Here is a 21,742-nt window from a genome sequence, read left to right as displayed (position 1 = left end):
AGCAATAAAGAAAAATGTTGTTACAGCTAATACTGATATTATTCTTATCCAAAAAATCAGCTACGCCAATTGACTATATAATAAGATCGGTTAATCCTTTGTTATATCTATCCGGTAATTCAACTCATCAATAAGAGTAATGTAAAAACACTTTTAGTGTTTTTATGACTTCGTAATACCTTAACATTTGTTGGTCGTATTTATGATTGGTATCAAGCGAAGAAACCGATTGAGCCTTATGTTGCCGATCAAGATCCTGGGGTGGTATCGGTTCGTAATATTTATAACTATTATAAGCAACATGGTTACAAAACGATAGTGATGGGAGCAAGCTTCCGTAAAGTCGATCAGATATTAGCGTTGGCGGGTTGTGACCGTTTAACAATCTCCCCAAATTTATTGGCAGAAATGCAACAATCCAATGCACCAGTTGAGCGGAAATTAAATCCAAATCAAACTGTGGTTGAACGTCCAGCATTAATGACAGAAGCTGAATTTAGATGGCAACACAACAGTGATGCAATGGCAGTGGAAAAACTAGCAGAAGGAATTCGTGCCTTTGCCGTCGATCAGGGTAAACTTGAAGATATGATCAGCGCCTTGCTTTAACTAGCAATAAAAGGGGGAGATAGTTCCCCTTTATTTCTCCGTTTTATATAACCAATTTTGCTAAATTCAAAGTTTACGACTGCTAATAATCCCTTAGCTATACTCGAAATAGTTTAATTATTATCTGATGTTAGTGAGCAAAAGACGTCCAACTAAATTAATTCATTCTGTTAAGTTGATATGATGAATACTTCTCGTTGCTATATTATATAAAAAATTAAATTTAGTCATTTATCTCGACATATGAAAATATCGCCAAAAACGGAATCATTTTAGCAAATACTCCTCTCATCAGTTAATCAAACACAAAATGTGATAAGTGTAATAAGTTATTTATTTTTAATTTGTTTAAGTATGTTTATTAAATTTCATAACTGTGTTTTACTAATATTAGTGATTAACCGCTAAGCTAATATTTGATTTTTTTCGATTTATGTTACTATGGGTAAAGCATTTGTTATATTGATTAACTATTGTTAATTACAAAAAATCGGCAGGAGTGATTTATGAGATGGGAAGAAAAGCGAGATTTAGTCAAAATTGCGACTTGGTATTACCAGTATGGTTGGACTCAAGCTCAAATAGCTCAAAAGATAGGTATTTCACGATCAATAATTTCAAAAAAATTACAGGATGCTAAAGATTTAGGTATTGTTGAAATTTTTATTAAAGATGAAACTGCATATACAGTTGAATTAGAGCAAAAACTTGAATCTAAATTTAAACTCGAAGAAGCGATTGTTGTTGCAACCCATGATCTGTCTTATGAAGAATCCTCTAATTGGTTAGCCAAAAAGGCTGCTTATGCATTGAATAAACGAATTTTGAAAGTTAATAAATTAGGTATTTCATGGGGAAAAACAATTAGAAAATTTGTTAATGAATTTCCTTATATTACGCATAAAGAGCTAGTTATTGTCCCCTTAATTGGTGGTATGGGGACAGAAGAAGTTGACTTGCACTCTAATCAAATTTGTTATGATCTTAAGAAAAAAATGCAGTGTACCTGTAAATATCTTTATGCACCGGCGTTAGTTGAAGATCAAACCATGAAATTAGATTTATCTAAAAATAAATATATAAATGAAGTTATTAATGAAGGTAAAACTGTTGATATGGCCATCGTCGGTATTGCAAATCCTTATCATAACAGTACTATGCAAGAGATTGGCTATATTAATAGCAAAGATCTTGAGGAGTTTCGTTATTACGATGTCGTCGGCGATTGTAATTCACGTTTTTATACTTCTGACGGCGAAGAAGCTAACAGCCCGATAAATCAGAGGATTATAGGTTTAAGTTTAGCGGATTTACGTGAAATTCCAACCGTGGTTGCCATTGTATCAGGTGAAAATAAAGAAAAAGCGGTGGTGGCGGCTTTAAATTCTAACATTATTGATATTGTTGTGATGACTGACAAAATGGCTGAATATATTTTAAATACCACTTTTTAACGAATTTAATATTTAAATTTCAGTTAGCAAGCCTCTTTATTGTTATAAAGAGGCTTTTTTATAGCCAAAATCTAAACATTATAGATAAATGTCATTTAGTGTGACAAAAGTCACATAATGGTATTTTATTAATTGTGGTTAATATTTGTTATGTTATCTTTATGATAAATAGATGTTAAATCTATTTAATATTAATTTTCATAAGGAGAAAACAAAAATGACCGTCTATAAACAATTGTTACAAAGAGAAGAAAATGACAACCCAATTAGAGTGGGGGTTATTGGTGCTGGTCAAATGGGAACAGGAATGATAGCGCAGATAGCTACCATACCGGGAATGTGTGTAACTGGAATTAGTGATATCAATTTAGAAGCTGCACAGCAAGCTGCAAAAGATTATAAGACAAGTGCCAGTAAAGAAAATAATATTCTTGTTTCTAAAAATTTTAAAGAAGTAATTCAATCAAAAGATGTTGAAATAATTGTTGATGCAACAGGAGTACCTGAAGTAGGTGCAAAAATTGCATTAGAAACATTATTAGCCAAAAAACATTTAGTTCTTCTTAATGTTGAGATAGATATCACAATAGGCCCTTTGATGCATAAACTATTTAGTGCCGCTGATCTTATCTATACCGGTTCTGATGGAGATGAACCAGCAGCAACACTTGAAATGTATGAATTTGCCAAATCAATGGGAATGGAAGTTCTAGTTGTAGGTAAAGGAAAAAACAATAAATTAAAAATCGAAGCAAACCCTGATACAGCACAAGCTGAAGCTGATTCAAAACATATGTCATCTCACATGTTAGCTGCATTCCAAGATGGAACGAAGACTATGGCAGAAATGAATTTACTATCTAATGCAATGGGGTTCATCCCAGATGTAGTTGGCATGCATGGTGTCAAAGGCGATTTAGATTCAGTACTTAAAGATTTAAATCTTTAAGAAAATGGAGGTGTTCTTAATAAATTTGGCGTTGTTGAATATGTTGATGGTTTAGCTCCTGGTATTTTTGTTATTGTTAAAGGTCAAAATCCTAATGTAAGTAATGAATTGAATTACTTAATGAAAAAAGGTGATAGGGATCATCACATTTTATATCGTCCTTTCCATTTAGCTAGTCTTGAAACACCAATGACTATTGCGAAAGCTATTTTAAATCATGATACCGCTATTGTTCCTTGTGGTGCTCCAGTATCTGAAACAGTTACTGTTGTTAAAAAGGATATCAAGATTGGTGAAAGACTTGATGGCATTGGTGGTTTTTGTGTTCGTGGTGTAATTGAAACTCATGCGGATATGAAGAAAAACAAAAATATTCCAATTGGTCTTATCAGCGGTAATGTCGTTGCCAAACGAGATATACCAAATGGTAAGTTTTTAACTGAAGATGATGTTGTTTTAGATGAAACAACAACAGTTTGGAAGTTACGCAAACTTCAAGATGAAGTCTTTAGTTAAAAATATAAGAACTGCTGAGTAATAAGATTCAGCAGTTCTTAGCGTTATAAGTTAAGTTGTTTTAATGAGGTTTGTAAACATGAATATTGTAATAATCGCCAGTGTTGTTTTTGTTTTACAGTCGATATTGAGTTTAATGCAAATTAGGTATTATCAAAGATATATGTACAACATCACTCAACAATATTCAAATTCTAAAAATTATCATCTTTATTCATCTATTGAACGTAAAAAGTTAGGTTCAAGCGCAATTGTGGTGATGGTGATAGATGAAAATAAAATGGTTAAGGAATGCCAACTTTTGAAAGGAAAATCAATCTTTGCCAAATTTAAACCATTAACAAGATTCTATGGATGCCACTTATCACAAATTTTAACCAATTTAAAAGAAGAAAGTGAAACTAGAAAACTTTCTCTTGAAGAAAGAGCAATTATAAAAATGGGAACAAACCAACTTCCTGTTTAATTTGACTTATTAAAATCTTACAAGACAACAACAAAGGAGATAATAATGGAATATATTGAGTGGTTTGGAACCCATTTTATTGGGTTATTTCAGGCTGGTGGGAAAGTTTTTGTTGGGTTTATGACAGATATTGTCCCGCTTTTGATTGTGTTACTGACATTTACATATTCTCTAATCGCTTTTATTGGTGAACAACGAGTCACTAAAGCGATTCAATTTTCGGCCAAAAATATGTTATTGCGCTACAGTTTAATGCCAATTCTATCTGTTTTAATGCTGACTAATCCAATGGCTTATACTTTTGGTCGTTTTGTTAAAGAAGAACAAAAACCGGCTTTTTATGATTCGGTTGTTTCTTTTTTGCACCCTGTAACTGGTATGTTTCCTTATGCAAATGCTGGTGAGTTATTCGTATATTTAGGTATTGCAAATGGTGTTATGAATGCAGGTTATAACATTTCAAGTCTTTCTGTTCGGTACTTTTTAGCTGGTATTATCATTATTTTAATGCGTGGTGTTATCACTGAAATGATCACCAGATTCTTGATACGTAAAAAAAATCTGTAGGAGAGTGACGCTATGTATAAAACAATTATTATTGATAAAGGTCAAGGTGGCAGGGGAACTGGTTTTTCTTTAACGCCAACGGCTGAAAAACATAAGATACTTTCTGTAACAGGTGGTGGTATTCATCCAGTTGCTCAAAGAATTGCAGAACTTTCGGGTGGGGAAGCGGTAGATGGTTTCAAAAATGCAATTCCAGAAAATGAAATTCTGTGCGCAATTATTGATTGTGGTGGAACAGCTCGAATTGGTGTTTATCCAATGAAAAAAATTCCTACTATTGATGTTATTCCATCAGCACCAACGGGTCCTTTAGCAAAACATATTACTGAAGATGTTTTTGTTTCAGGCGTTAAACCTCAAAACATAAAACTATCAGAAGGTCATAATGAACAATCAACAGCATCTGCGCAAAATGAACAACAGCAAACACAAACGGCTGAAGATCCAGTTTTGGATCGCGAAAAATTCAAAGAAAAATATGCACAAATAAAGAGTGAACATCGTCAAAATCAAAAAGAAGGCTTATTGATTAAATTATCCCGAGGTATTGGTAAAGCAATGGGAATCTTTTATCAAGCCGGTCGTGATTCGACTGATATGTTAATTAAAAATATTATTCCTTTTATGGCATTTATCAGCATGCTTATAGGTATTATTAATTACACCGGTATCGGTCATATCATAGCTACCACCTTGTCACCTTTAGCTGGTTCAATATGGGGGATGATGGTAATTGCGTTCATTTGTAGCTTACCATTTCTATCCCCAATCCTTGGGCCAGGAGCGGTTATTGCTCAAGTTATTGGGGTTTTGATTGGTTCACAAATTGCAATTGGTGCAATACCTGTTGCTTATGCACTACCTGCGTTATTTGCGATTAATGCGCAGGCTGGATGTGATTTTATTCCGGTTGGCTTATCTTTAGGTGAAGCCGAGCCTAAAACCGTTCAATTTGGCGTACCAGCAGTACTCTATAGCCGTATGCTAACAGGAATATTAGCTGTGGTTGTTGCATGGGTAATGAGTTTTGGAATGTATTAAATATTAAAAGGATTAATTATGGCAAAGAGTATTATTACTGAAATTGGTTCTATTGTTCCAGAATTCAAAGAAGAAAAAGTTATTATTTTATTTGGTCCAATGGCAACACCTGATTTACGTGAAATTTGTGTGATACATGAGTTTCATAAAAAGCCTAATCAAACATTAGTTGCGGGTAAAGAATTTAGGTTAGGTAGACATAAATATACCATTAAAAAGGTTGGTAGTGAGGCTAATAGAAACTTTGAAGAATTAGGACATATTTCTATCTATTTTAAATTAAGTGATGATGGCACCTTGCCAGGTGCCATAGAAGTTGAACCAGCTGTTTTCCCTGAATTAAATATTGGCGATGATATTTGTTTTGAGTAATAGATGGTAATAAATGGATTTATATATAAGGGTTTACTTATTTTTAGTAATACTCAATTTAAAAAACCATCACTATTAATTTAGTGATGGTATAGTGATTTTTAACTAAAAATTGATTATTTAAAATGGATTAGGATCTTTTTTCAAATTATTAAATGGATATAGTTTATTCTGCCAATCTTTGATTTGAATATTCTTTTGTTCTGGTATATCAGTCAAATCATATTGCATATAATCATGTTGGACATTCAATTGAATCCCCATCCAATGACTTAATAAATAAACGAATTGATAACCTGAAATTTGTTTATTAATTTTAACCTGATTGGTTTCACCTGAATCAAAAAAAATCAATGGTACTTGAAAACTATTTTGATATTCCCAATTGTGTCTTAAGTCTTGATATTGTTCGGTGTGCGAAAGCCCATGATCTGCAAAGTAAACTAAAGAGTAATCTTCATTATGTTTTTTTAATATCTCTACTGTTGATTTTAGCAAGTCATCCGTTTCTTTAATACTACTGACATAACAGGAAACGTTTTTATTGTTAAGATCAAATTGCACATCAAACTGCAATCTTTTACAAAAATGCGGATGGGAACCGATTAAATGCATAACAATAAGTTGCGGAATTGATGATTGGGTATTTGATGCTGGAGCGATGAATCCATCCCAAATTAATGAGGCATTATTATCGGTAAAAGGGGTATTGTTATATTTAAAGCCGTAAGCACTCATATAATCTTTACGAACACTTTCACCAATGATAACCACATAAGTTTTATGTTGAGGATTGACCGAAACAATAGGTATTGTATTAGTTTGTTGGAGTTGCTTAAGCTGTTCTTATTTTTCCGTTAGATATATTTTTACACTTGAATATAAATCCAGACAAAATTCAAAAAAAGGATATTTAAAATTATCTAATACGGTTGTTGTAATTCTAGTAAATGTAGTTGGTTGATATTTTAAGATACCTTTGACTGGTCTATAAAGACAGATAAGTAATGCTATAGTAATAACGTAATAATTTCCTATTTTAGAAAATTGAAATTTTCTAAAAAAAAGAATAAAACATACGACTAATAGTAATGGTATAAAATAAAAGTAAATGGGTAATTGTGAACAAAATTCTTGTATTTCATCAATATCAGTTTCTGATACTGCACTTACCACTGCAACATTTGGACTTCCATAATAAAATCCTATCGTAAAATAAAGTGTAGCAATAACAGTTAATAATCCTAATAAAAAACGGAAAAATGTGAATCTAGCTAAAAAAATTAGAGAAAAATAAGTAAGCAGTATTCTATCAAATCGTTGCGGATAACCTAATAAGTAAAACAGTAATACAGAGAGACTAGTACAAACAGTATGCAAAAATAACTCTTTTTTGATGAATGTCACAAAAACAATCTATTTTAAAACAATCCATCTTAAAACAATCAGTTGACAAGTTGCAAAATTATATAAGTAAGTAAATAAATTTTAGGCAATATGAAATTATTATAAATTAAGTCTAATTTTTTGATCTTATTATTCAATAAACTATAATTGGTTATAAATATTAATATTTTCGGATAAAATAATCGCCAAACTTTCAATATTTTTTGATAAATTTGGCGAGGAATTTTGACTTTTATTATCTTGAGGCTCTTTTTAATATCACATCTTGCGGTAGTTTTTGAATGTAGACCATTCTAACAATAAGTAAGAATGCTGCTACAGCTAGACCTAATATAATTCCTATCCAAAAACCGGCAGCGCCAATTGGCTGCATAACAAGATCGGTTAATCCTAAAATATATCCAACCGGTAATCCGACTCCCCAATAAGAGATTAGGGTAATAAAAAAGATGCTTTTAGTATCTTTATAACCACGTAATACATTACTTGCTACGACTTGCAAATAATCTGATGCTTGATAGATGGCAAGTAAAATAATCAGTTGTAGACAGATAGTTATTACATCGATCTCACGAGTGAATATAGTTATTATTGGTGTTCTAAAAATAACCAGAATTAATGCCACGATTACGGCTATTATGAAAGATATTGCTAAACTTATATAGGCAGTTTGTCTGGCAAGTATCGGTTTATTTTTACCTAATAGGTAACCAACACGAATACTGGTTGCTACCCCCAAAGATAATGGTATAGCAAACGTTAAACTACTAATAGTGAAGATAATTTGATGCGCAGCGACGGTTATTTGACCAAGTGGCGCAATAAGTAGTGCGACCACCGCAAATAAACTCATTTCAAAAAAATAAGCTAATGCTAGTGGTATGCCGAGGATAACTATTTTTTTGATGATAACAAAATCAATGAGTTTGGTTAGTGGTGTTTTGCGAATATCACGTTGGCTAGCTGCGGTTAATGTATACAAACGAATTAAAGCAAACATTAACCAAAAAATTATAGCGGCAGTAATACCACAACCAACACCGCCAAAAGCGGGCAATCCAAACTTACCATAAATTAATACATAATTAATCGGAATATTGGCAAGTAGTGCTATAAATATAATCACCATAGCGGGTTTGGTGTTAGATAAGCCTTCGCATTGATTACGATAAACTAAAAATAATAAGAAGGCAGGTACTCCCCACATAATTGCGCGTAAAAATGCGACTGCTACATCAACCATCTCTGGATCAATTGGATGATCAGTAGAGCTTCTTAGACTAATTATTTTGTCAGAATTGTACAAAATTAGCATCATAATGATGGATAATATTAACGCGATCACCACTCCTTGACGAGTCTGATCGGCTACCTGCTCACGTTTGGCTGCTCCATTTAAGTTAGAGATTATAGGTGTTAACACCGTTAATAATCCTTGACCAAACAAAACAGTAGGCAACCAAATTGATACAGCAATGGCTACTCCTGAGAGTGCTGTTTTGCTATAATTACCCGCCATAATTGTATCGACAAACGTGATTGCCGTTTGTGATATTTGTGCAATCATGACCGGTATAGCTAACGTGATTAGGTTTTTTATTTCGTGTCGATAATGTAGCTTCATTGGAAATATTTACTGTATTACAGTACCCCATAAATCATATTCATCTGAATGTTCTATATTGACTTGAACAATATCGCCGACTTTAACATCTTTCTCTTCATTTAGATAGACAACACCATCTATTTCTGGCGCATCAGCCATACTTCGTCCAATAGCTCCTTCTTCATCAACTTCATCAATTAAAACAGATAGAGTTTTGCCAATTTTGTTTTGTAGTTTTTGGGTCGAAATGGTCTGTTGTAATTGCATAAAACGATGGAAGCGTTCTTGCTTTATCACTTCCGGTATCTGATCAGCTAATTGATTTGCAGCCGCACCTTCAACAGGACTATAAGGGAAACAACCAACTCGATCTAATTGCGCTTGCGACAAAAAGTCGAGTAATAACTCAAAATCTTGTTCAGTTTCGCCTGGATAACCAACGATAAAGGTTGAACGCAAAGTAATTTCTGGGCAAATATCACGCCAATGATGAATTCTCTCTAAAGTTCTTTCGATTGTCCCGGGGCGTTTCATGGATTTTAAAACGCTAGGACTGGCATGCTGTAATGGCACATCCAAATATGGTAAGATTTTTCCTTCGGCCATTAATGGAATTAAATTATCGACGCTAGGATATGGGTACATATAATGTAGACGTACCCAAATACCAAGGGTTGATAGTTGTTCACAAAGGGTATGAATATCCGTTTTTAAGGGCATTCCATTCCAAAAGTTGGTGCGATTTTTTACATCTAAACCATAAGCAGAGGTATCTTGAGCGATGACTAAAAGTTCTTTTACACCACTATCCACTAAACGTTTTGCTTCATCAAGTACATTACCAATAGGACGACTAATCATTTCTCCTCGTAAAGAAGGTATGATACAAAACGTACAGCTGTGGTTACAACCTTCAGAAATTTTTAAATAAGCGTAATGCTTCGGTGTTAATTTCACCCCTTGTTGTGGCACAAGACTAGTAAATGGATTATAACTCGGTTTAGGTGCATATTTGTTAACATGTTGTAGTACTGCTTCGTAACTGTGTGGCCCTGATATTTCCAAAACTTTAGGATGCACATTACGGATCTGATCTTCTTTGGCTCCAAGACAACCAGTCACAATAACTTTGCCATTTTCGCTTAACGCTTCGCCGATTGCTTCTAATGATTCTTGTACCGCACTATCAATAAAGCCGCAAGTATTAACAATAACTAAATCAGCATTATCGTAGCTCGGTACAACTTGATAACCTTGAGTACGTAACTCGGTTAAAATTCGCTCAGAGTCAACTAAATTTTTAGGACAACCAAGGCTCACAAATCCAATAGTAGGGGATGACATATTCATAATAATTATAGTAATTTTAAATTAATTGAGGTATTTTTCGACAATCTAAAATTGAGTGAATTTAGATTAAGATAACTGATGAGCATTCTAACATAATTAAATTGGTCGAAATAAAAATTTTTTATTGGTTATAATGAATATGGATAAAATCTAAAAAAAGCCCTTATACCATAAGGGCTTTTACTATTATAGGAAGTTAATTTAGGAGAAAAAAGATTATTTTAATGCATCCATTACTTCATCAATTTGTAGATCTAGACTTTCAGCACCGCCACCAGATAAGTACCAAAGATCTGGTGTTAAGTAGACTACTTTCGTTTGGCTATTCGCTAAGACTTTTGAGTCGAAAAAGTCACCTTTCATTGCTGATTGACCAATGGCTTTACTTCGGTCAACAACATAAACAATGTCTGGTTTAATCTTACTAATATAACTGTTATCAATAAAGATTGGTTTAGGTTTGCCAACACTATTGGTAGGTTGTAATGCGAATGGCGCTGCGCGTTTTATTTTTAATACATCGTGAATTAACGCAGCGCTTGAACTTGCGTTGATTAGAATCATTTTACCGTCATTATGGATAGCTACAATTGCTTTTTTATCGCTTGCTTCAGCTATCGCTCGTCCACTGGTAATTTTTGCCTCAAGTGATTGAATTAAATTACTAGCTTTTTTTTCAGTGCCTGTAATATTGGCTAAAATATTGATGTGGTTTTTGGTTGATTCAAGATAATCTTTGGCATCAACGCTTAAATTAATTACTGGTGCTATTTTATTTAATACTTCAGTTCGATTAGCTTGACGACCATCAATGATGATAAGTTGTGGTTTAGCTTTTTCGATTGCTTCAATATTCGGTTCTTTCATATTACCAGTATCGGTAATATCATCTCTTTTATATTGTTCAAGATAAGAAGGAAGAACGGAGAGTGGTGTTCCTGTAACAATTGAACCTTTACCTAATGCATCTAACGTGTCTAAGGCGCCATAATTCATCACGACAACTTTACTTGGCGATTTAGGTACAACAACCGATAGCTTACTATCTGGGCTTACCGTGATTGATGATTGACACCCCGTTAACCCTAAAATAACAGCAGTTAGCGTACTTAATAGTACCTTTTTTTTGGTATTCATGGTAATTCCTTTCGCTACATTGAAAATGATAACAATTATTATTTAAAGATTACTAATTGTCTAGCAATAAATAAATTTTCGTAAAGATATTGATAATTATTCTCATATAATATATCGTTGTGCACGGATTACTTTGGAAAATATCAATATAAATAATAGGGTTAAACAAATGAATACTAGGTTTAAGTTGGCAACACATGTCATAAATACAAGTATTTTATTATCACTGTCAGGTTTAGCAATGGCAGCCGATGATAAAAATACGGATACTATGGTAGTGACAGCATCGGGATTTTCACAACAAATTAAGGAAGCTCCGGCAACGATTTCAGTAATCACACCGGAAGAGATTAGCAAAAAACCTTATCGTGATGTTACCGATGCTCTTAAAGATATTCCAGGTGTCACCATAACTGGCGGTGGTGATTCGACCGATATAAGTATTCGCGGAATGGATGCTAAATATACTTTACTGTTAATTGATGGTAAAAAAGTTAGCACTCGTGAAACTAGACCAAATAGTGATAATTCCGGTTTTGAACAAGGTTGGTTGCCTCCGCTAACTGCTATTGAACGTATTGAAGTTGTTCGTGGACCAATGTCTTCCCTATATGGATCAGATGCTATGGGTGGGGTAATTAATATTATTACAAAAAAAGTCTCAAATGACTGGCATAGTGGATTACGAGTTGAATCAATTATACCTTATCGATCAAAAGAAAAAAATACCTATGTTGGTAATTTTTCAACAATGGGGGCGATTATTGATAATATTTTAGGTATTCAGTTATATGGTCAATACACCAATCGTCACGAAGATAAGTTTTTAAATGGGCATGCAGCTCAAAAATTGCGAAGCTTAAATGGTAAATTAACACTTAATGTTTTGGATACCCAAGCATTTGATTTTGACTTTGGACGTTCCTTACAAAATAGTAAAGCAACATATCCAAAAACGAGAACAAAGAAACAAGGGGCTTTTCTAAGAGATAATGATCGAAACTCATTTGCTTTGACACATAATGGTATATTTGGCGATGTTTCGACGACATCATTTGTTGCTTATGAAGAAAACAATAATCCAGAAAGAAAAATGAAGATTAGGAATACCGATGTGGATTCACGGGTTACCATTCCTTTTAACATTAATATGCTAACGGTAGGCGGTAAATATAATTACCAAGAGCTTCATGATAAAGGTAATGAACTTAGTAGTGATATAACTAAAATCGATCGTTGGAATTATGCACTGTTTGCTGAAGATGAGATTAAAATTTTTGATAACTGGAGTATAACAGCCGGTTTGCGTTATAACAAAGATGAAAACTATGGTAGCAACTGGAATCCAAGAGTTTATAGTGTTTGGAATATTGATGACAACTTTACTTTGAAAGGCGGTTATTCAACTGGTTTTGCAACGCCGCAATTACGTCAAGTTGTGTCTGATTGGGGACAAGTGACTGGTGGTTATGCGTATGATGGCGTTATTCTTGGTAATCCAGACTTAAAACCAGAAAAATCTGATAATTTTGAAATAGGTCTTGGATATACAAATGATTATGGTATTGATGCTTCAGCTACAGCTTTTTATACAAAATATAAGGATAAAATTCAATCTTACTATATTTGTGATTCTAGAAAAATTCCAAATACAAAGTGTCTATATAAAAATTTTAGTAAGGAATTTGATTTTATTCAAGGAAGAGAAAATGTAGATAAGGCTGATCTTAAAGGTATTGAGCTTTCTTTTAAAACGCCACTATTTACCGATTTCTTGTTAAGTTCTAACTATTCTTGGACTAAGACAGAACAAAAAACTGGTCAAAATAAAGGTAAACCTTTAAGTCGTATACCTAAGCAAAAATTCAATACCCAGCTTGATTGGAACCTAACTCAACAATTGGATCTATGGACTAAAGTTGCTTATTATGGTGTAGAAAGTACTACAAACCGAGACGGTAAGAAAATTGAATACCCAGGTTATACCTTCTGGGATGTTGGTACATCTTTCCAAATAAATAAAAATGCTAAAGTTTATGGCGGTATTTATAACTTGTTTGACAAAGAAGTGACCAATGATGACTTTGGTAAAACCTTAGAAGGTCGTCGTTACTTTGTTGGTACTGAAATTAATTTCTAATTAGTATTCATCAATAAAACTGCTATTATTAATATTAAGTGGCTGTTAATACAGCCACTTTTTTATTTAATTAATAAACTATATGAACATTTTAATTTATTAGTTATGATTTAGAACTGACTCTGTTTTCGACCCGTATGCAGCAATATTTGCTGTAGTTACCTTTTTGTTTTATGGCAAGTGTTTAAAATATGGGTAATATGGAAAGTTAAGCAGTGTGAAAAAGAAGAACTGCAACAGAAGCAGCAGAAAAAGGCTGAAAGAGATCGATTGTTTGCCGAATGAAGAGCAAGAATGCGCTTCGCTTAAGAAAAACAATTAACTAAACAAAAATCATGGAAGAAAAAAACAGCAAAAAGTAATATCAGTTCTTAGTCGGTATTTATTCAGTTCAGCTAATTTTTTGATAATAAAAATTTTGAGGAAAGCGGTTTTTAGAATTAATATTCATTAATCTTTGGTCATAGTTATTATAGTTGAACAACCACTTATATTCACTTTGCTATTATCAAGCTTAATAAACTATCATCTCTTTTTTGAGTTATTTATGGATCGTAATAAAGAGAAAGCTACAGGATATTTATAATACATTTTTTGCTATGAACACAAAAAGTTACACCAATGGCGAAAGGCAAAATTAATGGTTATATTTGAAGATAAATGACAGTCAGAGCTATTTACGCAAATGGGCATTGTTTATTATGAGGTAGAAAGTACTCCAAGTGCAACAGTAAGAAAGCCGAATATCTTGGTTATACCTTCTGAGATGTGGAGACATCATTCCAAATAAACTAAAATGCTGGAATTTATGATAGTGTTTATAATTTATTTGATAAGAATGTTTCAAACGATGATTTTGGTAAAAAACTTAGCAGGTCGTCATTACTTTGTTGCTGAAGAAATTAATTTCTAATTTTTAAAACTCATCAGGAAGCTAGTTTTTTAGCTATTTGTTAAGTATTATTCATTTAATTCAAATACCAATTTATTACAATTCAATTATATTTCTTTTAAGATTAGCCCAATCAGTCAAAAAGAATTTTTAATAGTGAAAAATTAACCCTTCTAATACGATTTTTTCGTATCTAAAACAAATCAATTAAAAATCATTGCTAGAAATCATACAAACCAAATATGACGATAGAGAAAAACGTTAGTGAGAGTTGACGACTAATACGATAACTCAAACATTTAATTAAGATTTAAATGAGGTAAGTAACACCTTTCGATCATGCGAAATATAAATTGCCAACTATTGATAGCTTATATGGTGTCGAATGAACGAAAATCGCATTTTTAACCCTATCGGATGTATGTCAAGTAGTTAGGTAATGACTAACTAGAGGTTGGTTTAAACTGATTGGGAAATGCAGATGATAATAATTGCCTGATTTTAAGTTTATCAAATTGTATTTAAACTGTTTTTTTGATTAAAAGTTTAAAAATGTGTTTTGCAAAACTAACATTTGCCAAATTTGATTTCAATAAAAAACAGCATGATACAACTATTTAATCTTTTGTTTTGATTGTGATCTTATGAGCGGTGTGTTGTCTGATTAAATCATATTACTTATTAATATATTTCTCCAATATCTGCCCGTTTTACATTAATAACATTTCAGCGAGCTTTATTTGATTAAGTAATAATCACTGATAAATAATTAATATTTAGATCTTAGTCACAAAATTACTATAAAACCATTTGCGAATAAAATTTATTGGCTATAATTGAACAAAAGATTGGTATGGAAACATTTGTTCGGGGGTTTTATGATCAGTATTATTTTAGTGTCTCATAGCAAGAAGATAACCGATGGGCTAAAGGAGATGATTGAGGAAATGGTTGATTCAACAGGAGATGTGAAAATTTTTTCAGCAGGGGGGACAGAAGATGGCCGTTTAGGAACTGATTCTGTTGCTATTTATAACATTATTAAACAATCAAGCCAGCATAATAATATTCTGATTTTTGCGGATATAGGTAGTGCAATTTTAAGTACAGAAACCGCTATTGACCTCATTGAAGATGAAGAATTAAAAAGTAAAGTTACATTAGTAGATGCACCATTAGTTGAAGGCGCTTTTGTTGCTTCAATTCAAGCTATGGTTGATAAGGATGTAGAAGGTATTTTAGCTGAGTTACAAAATATTTAGAGAGAGAATAGCTATGAAATTTTTTCGAAGTTTTGTTGGTTATTGTATCGCGGGCATGATAGTGATGGCTGTTTGGTCACAATTAGGCAGTTATGGCATTTTTGGTGGTTATCTTGCGGCAATAATCATTATTGGACCAATGTGGTATATGAATCATTACATTAATTTAACTGGTAACGAAGATGATGCAGCTTTTGTTGATATGGGATTAGCTATCGCTGTATGTGGCATTATGAGAGATACCTTTATTCAGGGAGGCGATGCCTTTTCAACCTCTTTACCGACAATTTTATTAGTTGGTTGTGGCGCTACTCTAGGGGGAATCACTGCGGCATTTATTGAAAAAGACATGGCCAAGAAAAAAGAGTTTGTTAATGAAAATCCAAGAGAACCAGGACTTAGACGTTCTGATTTTGAAAAATTAAAAGAAGCCAAAGAGAAAATCTTACGCGCTAAAAAAATTAAAATTTTTCAAAAAAAGAGTTCAATCTAGGATTAAGGAGTGAATGATTATGACAATACAATTAGCTATTGCAACGTTAATCGGTGGTTTCATTTTCCCTTTTGTCATTCGAATGGCTTGGGGACGAATGGTTGATAATTGGGGGCCAATCGGTGGGTGGATGGCCGCGGCATTTATTGTCGGTACAGTATGGTGTATCAATCATGGTATAGCTACACCGATGATTACTCAAAGTGGTACTGTTTGGGTAGATCAGGGGTTAGCCGCAGGTGTTGGTGTTTGGGTTGCTTCAGCATTAACCGGTGGCAGTAAGCGTAAATCAGTTAAAAATATCGTTGCTGCAGTTAGCGCAGGTATTGTAGGTGGCTATGTTTTGTCACTTTTTCTTGTTTCTTAAGTAAAAGATAAAGATTTGAAGGATAGTAAGGAGTAACACAATGAAAAGATTAATTAATGATGGTTATGATGTGGTTGAAGAGCTGTTAGAAGGTTACTGTTTAGCACACAGTGATTATGTGGAGCTCGATAATGATTGTAATCGAGTAATTGTGAGTAAAAAAATGAGCTCAGAACCAAGAGTAAGAATTATCGTTGGTGGTGGCTCAGGTCATGAACCAGCTTTTTTAGGCTATGTTGGTAAAGATTTTGCTGATGCAGCGGCCGTGGGTAATGTAAATACCTCACCATCACCGGAATATTGTTACGCAGCGGTAAAAGCTGTCGATGCGGGCAAGGGATGCCTTTTTGTTTATGGGAATTATGCCGGCGATGTAATGAACTTTGATATGGCAGCCGAACTTGCTGCCGAAGAGGGTATTCGCGTCGAAACAGTAACCACAACTGATGATATTTATTCATCAGAAAATGTACAAGATCGTCGTGGTGTGGCAGGAAATGTGTTTGTGTTTAAAGTTGCTGGTAGTGCCGCAGCAAAAGGTTATGATTTAGATAAAGTGAAGGCACTTACCCAAAAAGCCAATGCAAATACTTATTCAATTGGCGTGGCATTATCTTCATCAACACTACCGGTTACCGGCGAACCGATTTTTGACATGAAAGATGGTGATATGGAAGTGGGTATGGGCATCCATGGTGAACCAGGAATCGAAAGAACTAAACTAGAAAAGGCTGATGTTGTTGTTAGTCAATTAATCGATCATATCTTAGCTGATTCTAAACTAAAATCGGGTGATGAAATTGAGTTACTCATCAATGGACTAGGTGGTCTGGCATTGATGGATCAATATATTTGTTATCGAAAAGCTCATCTTTTATTAGCAGAAAAAGGCATCAAAATTTATAAATCATTAGTTGGTAATTATGTTACGTCAATGGATATGGTTGGTATGTCTATTTCAGTTATAAAACTGGATGAAGAGCTTAAACAACTGTTGGATCATCCTTGTGATGCCCCTTATTTTAAAGTTGCTTATTAAACACAAGGAGAATTGAGATGCGTGCTCTGATGCTGAATAAATCATATTTTATTGAGACTTTAAAAAAATTGGCTGCAATGGCTGAAGAAAATCGTGACCACTTAAGTAAGTTGGACTCAGATATCGGCGATGGTGATCATGGAATCAATTTGACTATCGGTTTTCGTGAGGTTGAAAAACAGTTACCTCAACTCTCTGAATCGGTTACTGATATAGCCGAATTAATGAAAAAAGTAGGTATGATTCTCTTAAGTAAAGTTGGTGGAGCATCAGGGCCGCTATATGGAAGTTTTTTCATGAAAATGGCAACGCATATAATTGGAAAACAAGAAGTGACATTTAAAGAATTTTGTCAAATGTACCAAGATGGCGTTGAAGCTGTTCAAATAAGAGGAAAAGCGGAATTGAATGATAAAACGATGCTTGATGCTTTAATTCCTGGTCTTGAAATATTAAAAAATTATCAAGAAGGCGATGATCTCATTAATACTCTAGAAAATTGTGTAAATGAAATGAAGTTGGGTTCAGATAAAACTATTCCGCTAATGGCCAAAAAAGGCCGAGCGTTACGCTTAGGTGAACGTGCAGTTGGTCATCGAGATCCCGGCTCTGAATCTGCATGGATGATTATGAATGTATTTTTACAACAACTCAAAACGATATCCTAATTAATGGCTTTGCTATTTATTTAATTTAACGAGTTTTAAATAATATTTAGTTGATAATAGAAGGTTGAATATGAAAAAAATCTATATTGGTACAAGTTGGAAGATGAATAAAACTTTAGCTGAAGCGTTACTTTTTTGTGAACAGCTTAACACCTTTTATCCGGAAAATCTGAAAAGTCATATTCAACCATTTGTTATTCCTCCATTTACTTGTGTACGGGATGTCACTGATTATATCAATAATCACAAGATTAACTGTTTAACTGGTGTGCAAAATATGCATTTTGCTCAATCGGGGCCTTTCACTGGTGAAATTTCACCCAATATGGTTGCCGATACTGGTGCCACCATAGTTGAAATAGGGCATTCAGAACGGCGAGAATATTTTGCGGAGACAGATAGCTCTGTGAATAAAAAAGTCCATGCGGCTTTAAACTATAATTTAACCCCATTAATTTGTATAGGTGATAGTGCTCAAGAAAAATCTTGGGGTGTATCTGTCGAAACTGTGGTTAAACAAATGAAGATTGCTTTATCGGGCATTGATAAAAATCAAGTGATTAAGACAATTATTGCTTATGAACCAATATGGGCAATTGGTGAACAAGGGGTACCAGCTACCCCTGATGAGGCTGAATATATCCATACTAAATTACGTTCAGCATTGATTGAACTTTATGATATTGATACCGCTAATCAAGTAATTTTACTTTATGGCGGTAGTGTAAATCTCGAAAATTCTAAATTATTTATTAGCCAACCGAATATTGATGGATTATTTATTGGACGTAGTGCATGGCAAGCTAAAGGTTTTTGTACTATATTATCTGCTATTAATCAGCAAAGTTAAGATAATAAAAGGCAAACCTAATGGATATATTTGAAGATAAACAAGAATCAGAGCTACTTACGGAAATTGCCGTTGCTTATTATGAGTATGAACAAACTCAAGAAGAAATTGCTCAGCGATTTGGTATTTCACGTATTAAAGTAGGTCGCTTGCTAAAAAAAGCGCGAGCGGAAGGCATTGTTGAAATTAATGTCAAATATCATCCGGTATTTAGTTCACGCATTGAACAACAATTTGTTAATAATTTTGGGATTAAAAGGGCGCTGATAGCTTTAGATCACCAAGATGAAGATGAGCAACGACGACAAGTTGCGGCACTTGTTTCTAACTATCTATCCAGTACCTTAAAGAATGGCATGACGATTGCTGTTGGCCAAGGGCGTAATGTCGCCGCTATTGCTAGCCATGTAGGGGTTTTTCCTGAAAAACAGTGTAAATTTATTTGTGGTATTGGTGGTACCCAGCGAGTTGGAGAGATTATTGACGCCGATCATATTAGCCGTAGTTTAGCAAGAAAATTCAGTGCCAGTAGTGAAACTTTATATGCGCCAGCGTATGTTGAAAATCGTGAACTCAAACGTGCGTTTATGCAGAACCGAGTGATTAAAGATACCATAGAACGCGCGGGTAAAGCAGACATTGCCTTAGTGGGTATTGGTGATATGAATGAAAACTGTTACATGGTGCAATTGGGATGGTTTACTCCACAAGAAGTGACTTATGCAACATTGAATCAAGGTGTTGTCGGTGATATTGCTGGTTATGGCTTCTTTGATATTAATGGTAATCCAGTTGATACAACCATGAACGATCGGGTAATTGGTTTAAGTATTGATGAGTTACGTAATATCCCTTGTGTTATAGCTATAGCATCTGAAAACACTAAAGCGACAGCAATTTTAGGCGCGCTTCGTTCAGGAGTGATTGATGTTATTGCAACCAGTGCTTCAAATGCCAGAACGGTAATAAGTTTACAACAAAGTAAAATTTAATTTGGATTAAAAGCTATTTGTCACCAAGCGACAAATAGCTTTTTAATTAACTTGATGATTATAGTAAGCGTTTAATAATTCGATCTACCCGAATTCGGCTTAAACGTTTAATTAACTTATGTACATGTTTTGGATAGAATTGGCTAGCTTGAATTTGCTGGAAATGCGTAACTAAGGTCGTTTTTTCACGGATTGTGACAAGTTCTTGCTTAATCTGTTTTAGCAATTCATGTTTTGGGTCATGGATTAATAGTGCATTTTCCAGATCTAAACGCCAAGCTCTAGGATTAAGGTTATTACCAGTAATCATCATCCATTCGTCATCCACCCAAATCCCTTTTAAGTGATAGGTTTGATCCCCATCTTTCCATAAACGAATGATTAACTGTTCTTTATCTATGTAACTTTGTAAACGTTCAACAAAACGTCTTAAGTTTATTTCATACAAATAAGGTAATCCACCCGAGATATTAAAAGGTTGATCTTCTGGAATATAAAAGTCGTTGGCAACTTTATCACCAATGATGATTTCCACTTGTTTACCCTTTCTTAGAAGGCGAATAATATCGCGTACTAGTATGTTTGGTAAATTAAAATAGGGGGTACAAAAGGTGATCTTTTGTTCAGTAATATTGATTAAATGATGAATAATCTTATTGAGTTGATTATTTCGACCAAGACCAACTATTGGTGAGATGGATAGGGTATCATTATCAGTATCGCCTAAATATTGATAATTGGCATCAGTAAGATGTTGGCGTAATGCTTTAATTTCCGGTTTGATTTGTTTCCGGGTTTTATGTTCATTAACATCTAAGCGTTGCACACCCTCAAGTGGTAGGAAATTGTCATTTACGTAATTAATCATAGTGTCAGATAAGGCTTTATTGGTTATAAAGTGATATCTGTCATAACGGTATTTATCAAGTTTATGTAAATATACGTTGTTAATACTTGCCCCGCTATAAATTACGGTATCATCAATGATTAACCCTTTTAAGTGTAGTACACCGAGTACTTCACGGCGATTTATCGGTACACCGTAAATAGGGATATCAATATTTGGATGTTGTTGTTTTAAATCATAGTAGTAACGAGCATTGGTTTGAACTTTATCTTCACCAATTCTTCCACGTTGAGCTCGATGCCAATCAACAAAAATCTTAATATCTAAATTAGGGTGTTCTGTTTTAGCCTGATAAATTGCTTCAAGAACTTCGCGACCAGCTTCATCTTTTTCTAAGTAAAGTGCAACAATATAGATACGCTGTTGAGCTTTTTTGATATGTTCAAGCAATGCAACTCTATAGGAATTTGGATCGTAGATAATTTGGTATTGTTCAGCTTTTTGCTGAATTTTAGCTAACTCATCAAGATGTTTTTGATGATTATATTTTATAAAAGGTATTCGCATGATCTAAATATCATTAAATCTGACACAAAGTGTAGAATATCACAAATTATGACAGAAAATAACACTCCCGTTTTTCATAGTTTATCCTATGGTTAAATTAGTTTTTTATTCAAATTGTTTTTTAATTCAAATCAATGTTATCAACTTTAAA

General features: G+C 33.7%; 19 protein-coding genes and 2 pseudogenes. 15 read left to right on the top strand and 6 right to left on the bottom strand.

Going from position 1 to position 21,742, the window contains the following annotated elements:
* Positions 1 to 186: 186 nt before the first annotated feature.
* From DKK79_RS08890 to DKK79_RS08860, 7 genes and pseudogenes are all read left to right on the top strand, one after another.
* Positions 187 to 609 (top strand): annotated as a pseudogene (locus DKK79_RS08890) (transaldolase family protein); the annotation flags it as partial.
* 506 nt (positions 610 to 1,115) lie between these two features.
* Complete coding sequence (locus DKK79_RS08885) at positions 1,116 to 2,063, top strand: sugar-binding transcriptional regulator (protein WP_110423762.1); 948 nt, start codon at positions 1,116 to 1,118, stop codon at positions 2,061 to 2,063.
* A 217-nt stretch (positions 2,064 to 2,280) separates the two neighbouring features.
* Positions 2,281 to 3,528: pseudogene (locus DKK79_RS14935) on the top strand (NAD(P)H-dependent oxidoreductase).
* A 79-nt stretch (positions 3,529 to 3,607) separates the two neighbouring features.
* On the top strand, positions 3,608 to 3,994 hold the full coding sequence (locus DKK79_RS08875) for a transcriptional regulator GutM (protein ID WP_025315782.1): 387 nt from the start codon (positions 3,608 to 3,610) through the stop codon (positions 3,992 to 3,994).
* A 45-nt stretch (positions 3,995 to 4,039) separates the two neighbouring features.
* Positions 4,040 to 4,561, top strand: a complete 522-nt coding sequence (gene srlA, locus DKK79_RS08870) for a PTS glucitol/sorbitol transporter subunit IIC (protein WP_110423761.1) — start codon at positions 4,040 to 4,042, stop codon at positions 4,559 to 4,561.
* Positions 4,562 to 4,573: 12 nt separating this feature from the next.
* Complete coding sequence (srlE, locus tag DKK79_RS08865; RefSeq protein ID WP_110423760.1) at positions 4,574 to 5,602, top strand: PTS glucitol/sorbitol transporter subunit IIB; 1,029 nt, start codon at positions 4,574 to 4,576, stop codon at positions 5,600 to 5,602.
* An 18-nt stretch (positions 5,603 to 5,620) separates the two neighbouring features.
* A complete protein-coding gene (locus DKK79_RS08860) occupies positions 5,621 to 5,974 on the top strand; it encodes a PTS glucitol/sorbitol transporter subunit IIA (protein WP_110423759.1) in 354 nt (117 codons plus the stop codon).
* Between the two features lie 120 nt (positions 5,975 to 6,094).
* On the opposite strand, the gene DKK79_RS08855 is transcribed toward DKK79_RS08860, so the two are convergent.
* The 5 genes from DKK79_RS08855 to DKK79_RS08835 all read right to left on the bottom strand — a co-directional run bounded on the left by DKK79_RS08855 (position 6,095) and on the right by DKK79_RS08835 (position 11,474).
* A complete protein-coding gene (locus DKK79_RS08855) occupies positions 6,095 to 6,748 on the bottom strand; it encodes a sulfatase-like hydrolase/transferase (protein WP_146212012.1) in 654 nt (217 codons plus the stop codon).
* A gap of 72 nt (positions 6,749 to 6,820) precedes the next feature.
* The gene (locus tag DKK79_RS08850) at positions 6,821 to 7,381 is read right to left on the bottom strand and encodes a hypothetical protein (RefSeq protein ID WP_146212011.1); all 561 of its coding nucleotides are present in this window, start codon (positions 7,379 to 7,381) and stop codon (positions 6,821 to 6,823) included.
* Positions 7,382 to 7,616: 235 nt separating this feature from the next.
* Positions 7,617 to 9,005 (bottom strand): MATE family efflux transporter, encoded by a 1,389-nt coding sequence (locus tag DKK79_RS08845; protein WP_110423756.1) that lies wholly within the window; start codon positions 9,003 to 9,005, stop codon positions 7,617 to 7,619.
* Positions 9,006 to 9,014: 9 nt separating this feature from the next.
* Positions 9,015 to 10,331 (bottom strand): 30S ribosomal protein S12 methylthiotransferase RimO, encoded by a 1,317-nt coding sequence (gene rimO, locus DKK79_RS08840; RefSeq protein ID WP_220019141.1) that lies wholly within the window; start codon positions 10,329 to 10,331, stop codon positions 9,015 to 9,017.
* A gap of 222 nt (positions 10,332 to 10,553) precedes the next feature.
* On the bottom strand, positions 10,554 to 11,474 hold the full coding sequence (locus tag DKK79_RS08835) for a siderophore ABC transporter substrate-binding protein (protein ID WP_110423754.1): 921 nt from the start codon (positions 11,472 to 11,474) through the stop codon (positions 10,554 to 10,556).
* 169 nt (positions 11,475 to 11,643) lie between these two features.
* Here DKK79_RS08835 and DKK79_RS08830 point away from each other — a divergent pair, with 169 nt between their 5' ends.
* The 8 genes from DKK79_RS08830 (at position 11,644) to DKK79_RS08795 (ending at position 20,177) form a co-directional block, all read left to right on the top strand.
* The gene (locus DKK79_RS08830) at positions 11,644 to 13,614 is read left to right on the top strand and encodes a TonB-dependent receptor domain-containing protein (protein ID WP_110423753.1); all 1,971 of its coding nucleotides are present in this window, start codon (positions 11,644 to 11,646) and stop codon (positions 13,612 to 13,614) included.
* A gap of 1,770 nt (positions 13,615 to 15,384) precedes the next feature.
* Positions 15,385 to 15,768 carry a dihydroxyacetone kinase phosphoryl donor subunit DhaM gene (dhaM, locus tag DKK79_RS08825; RefSeq protein ID WP_110423752.1) on the top strand — a complete coding sequence of 128 codons (384 nt, stop codon included), beginning with the start codon at positions 15,385 to 15,387 and terminating at the stop codon, positions 15,766 to 15,768.
* Positions 15,769 to 15,781: 13 nt separating this feature from the next.
* Positions 15,782 to 16,261: a Lin0368 family putative glycerol transporter subunit gene (locus DKK79_RS08820; protein WP_110423751.1), complete on the top strand. Its 480-nt coding sequence runs from the start codon at positions 15,782 to 15,784 to the stop codon at positions 16,259 to 16,261.
* Between the two features lie 19 nt (positions 16,262 to 16,280).
* Positions 16,281 to 16,628, top strand: coding sequence for a Lin0368 family putative glycerol transporter subunit (locus DKK79_RS08815; RefSeq protein WP_110423750.1), 348 nt, complete (start codon positions 16,281 to 16,283; stop codon positions 16,626 to 16,628).
* A 40-nt stretch (positions 16,629 to 16,668) separates the two neighbouring features.
* Positions 16,669 to 17,667 (top strand): dihydroxyacetone kinase subunit DhaK, encoded by a 999-nt coding sequence (locus tag DKK79_RS08810; RefSeq protein ID WP_110423749.1) that lies wholly within the window; start codon positions 16,669 to 16,671, stop codon positions 17,665 to 17,667.
* A gap of 17 nt (positions 17,668 to 17,684) precedes the next feature.
* A complete protein-coding gene (dhaL, locus tag DKK79_RS08805; protein ID WP_110423748.1) occupies positions 17,685 to 18,335 on the top strand; it encodes a dihydroxyacetone kinase subunit DhaL in 651 nt (216 codons plus the stop codon).
* Between the two features lie 70 nt (positions 18,336 to 18,405).
* A complete protein-coding gene (locus DKK79_RS08800; RefSeq protein WP_110423747.1) occupies positions 18,406 to 19,185 on the top strand; it encodes a triose-phosphate isomerase in 780 nt (259 codons plus the stop codon).
* Between the two features lie 20 nt (positions 19,186 to 19,205).
* Positions 19,206 to 20,177: a sugar-binding transcriptional regulator gene (locus DKK79_RS08795; protein WP_110423746.1), complete on the top strand. Its 972-nt coding sequence runs from the start codon at positions 19,206 to 19,208 to the stop codon at positions 20,175 to 20,177.
* Between the two features lie 58 nt (positions 20,178 to 20,235).
* Here DKK79_RS08795 and pssA read toward each other — a convergent pair whose 3' ends face one another.
* Entirely contained in the window at positions 20,236 to 21,591 is a 1,356-nt protein-coding gene (pssA, locus tag DKK79_RS08790) for a CDP-diacylglycerol--serine O-phosphatidyltransferase (protein WP_110423745.1), read from the bottom strand.
* Positions 21,592 to 21,742: the final 151 nt, after the last annotated feature.

This window comes from Gilliamella apicola, from assembly GCF_003202915.1.
In the GTDB taxonomy this organism is placed as follows: Bacteria; Pseudomonadota; Gammaproteobacteria; order Enterobacterales; family Orbaceae; genus Gilliamella; species Gilliamella apicola_Q.
This window is presented reverse-complemented; position numbering and strand designations above follow the sequence as displayed.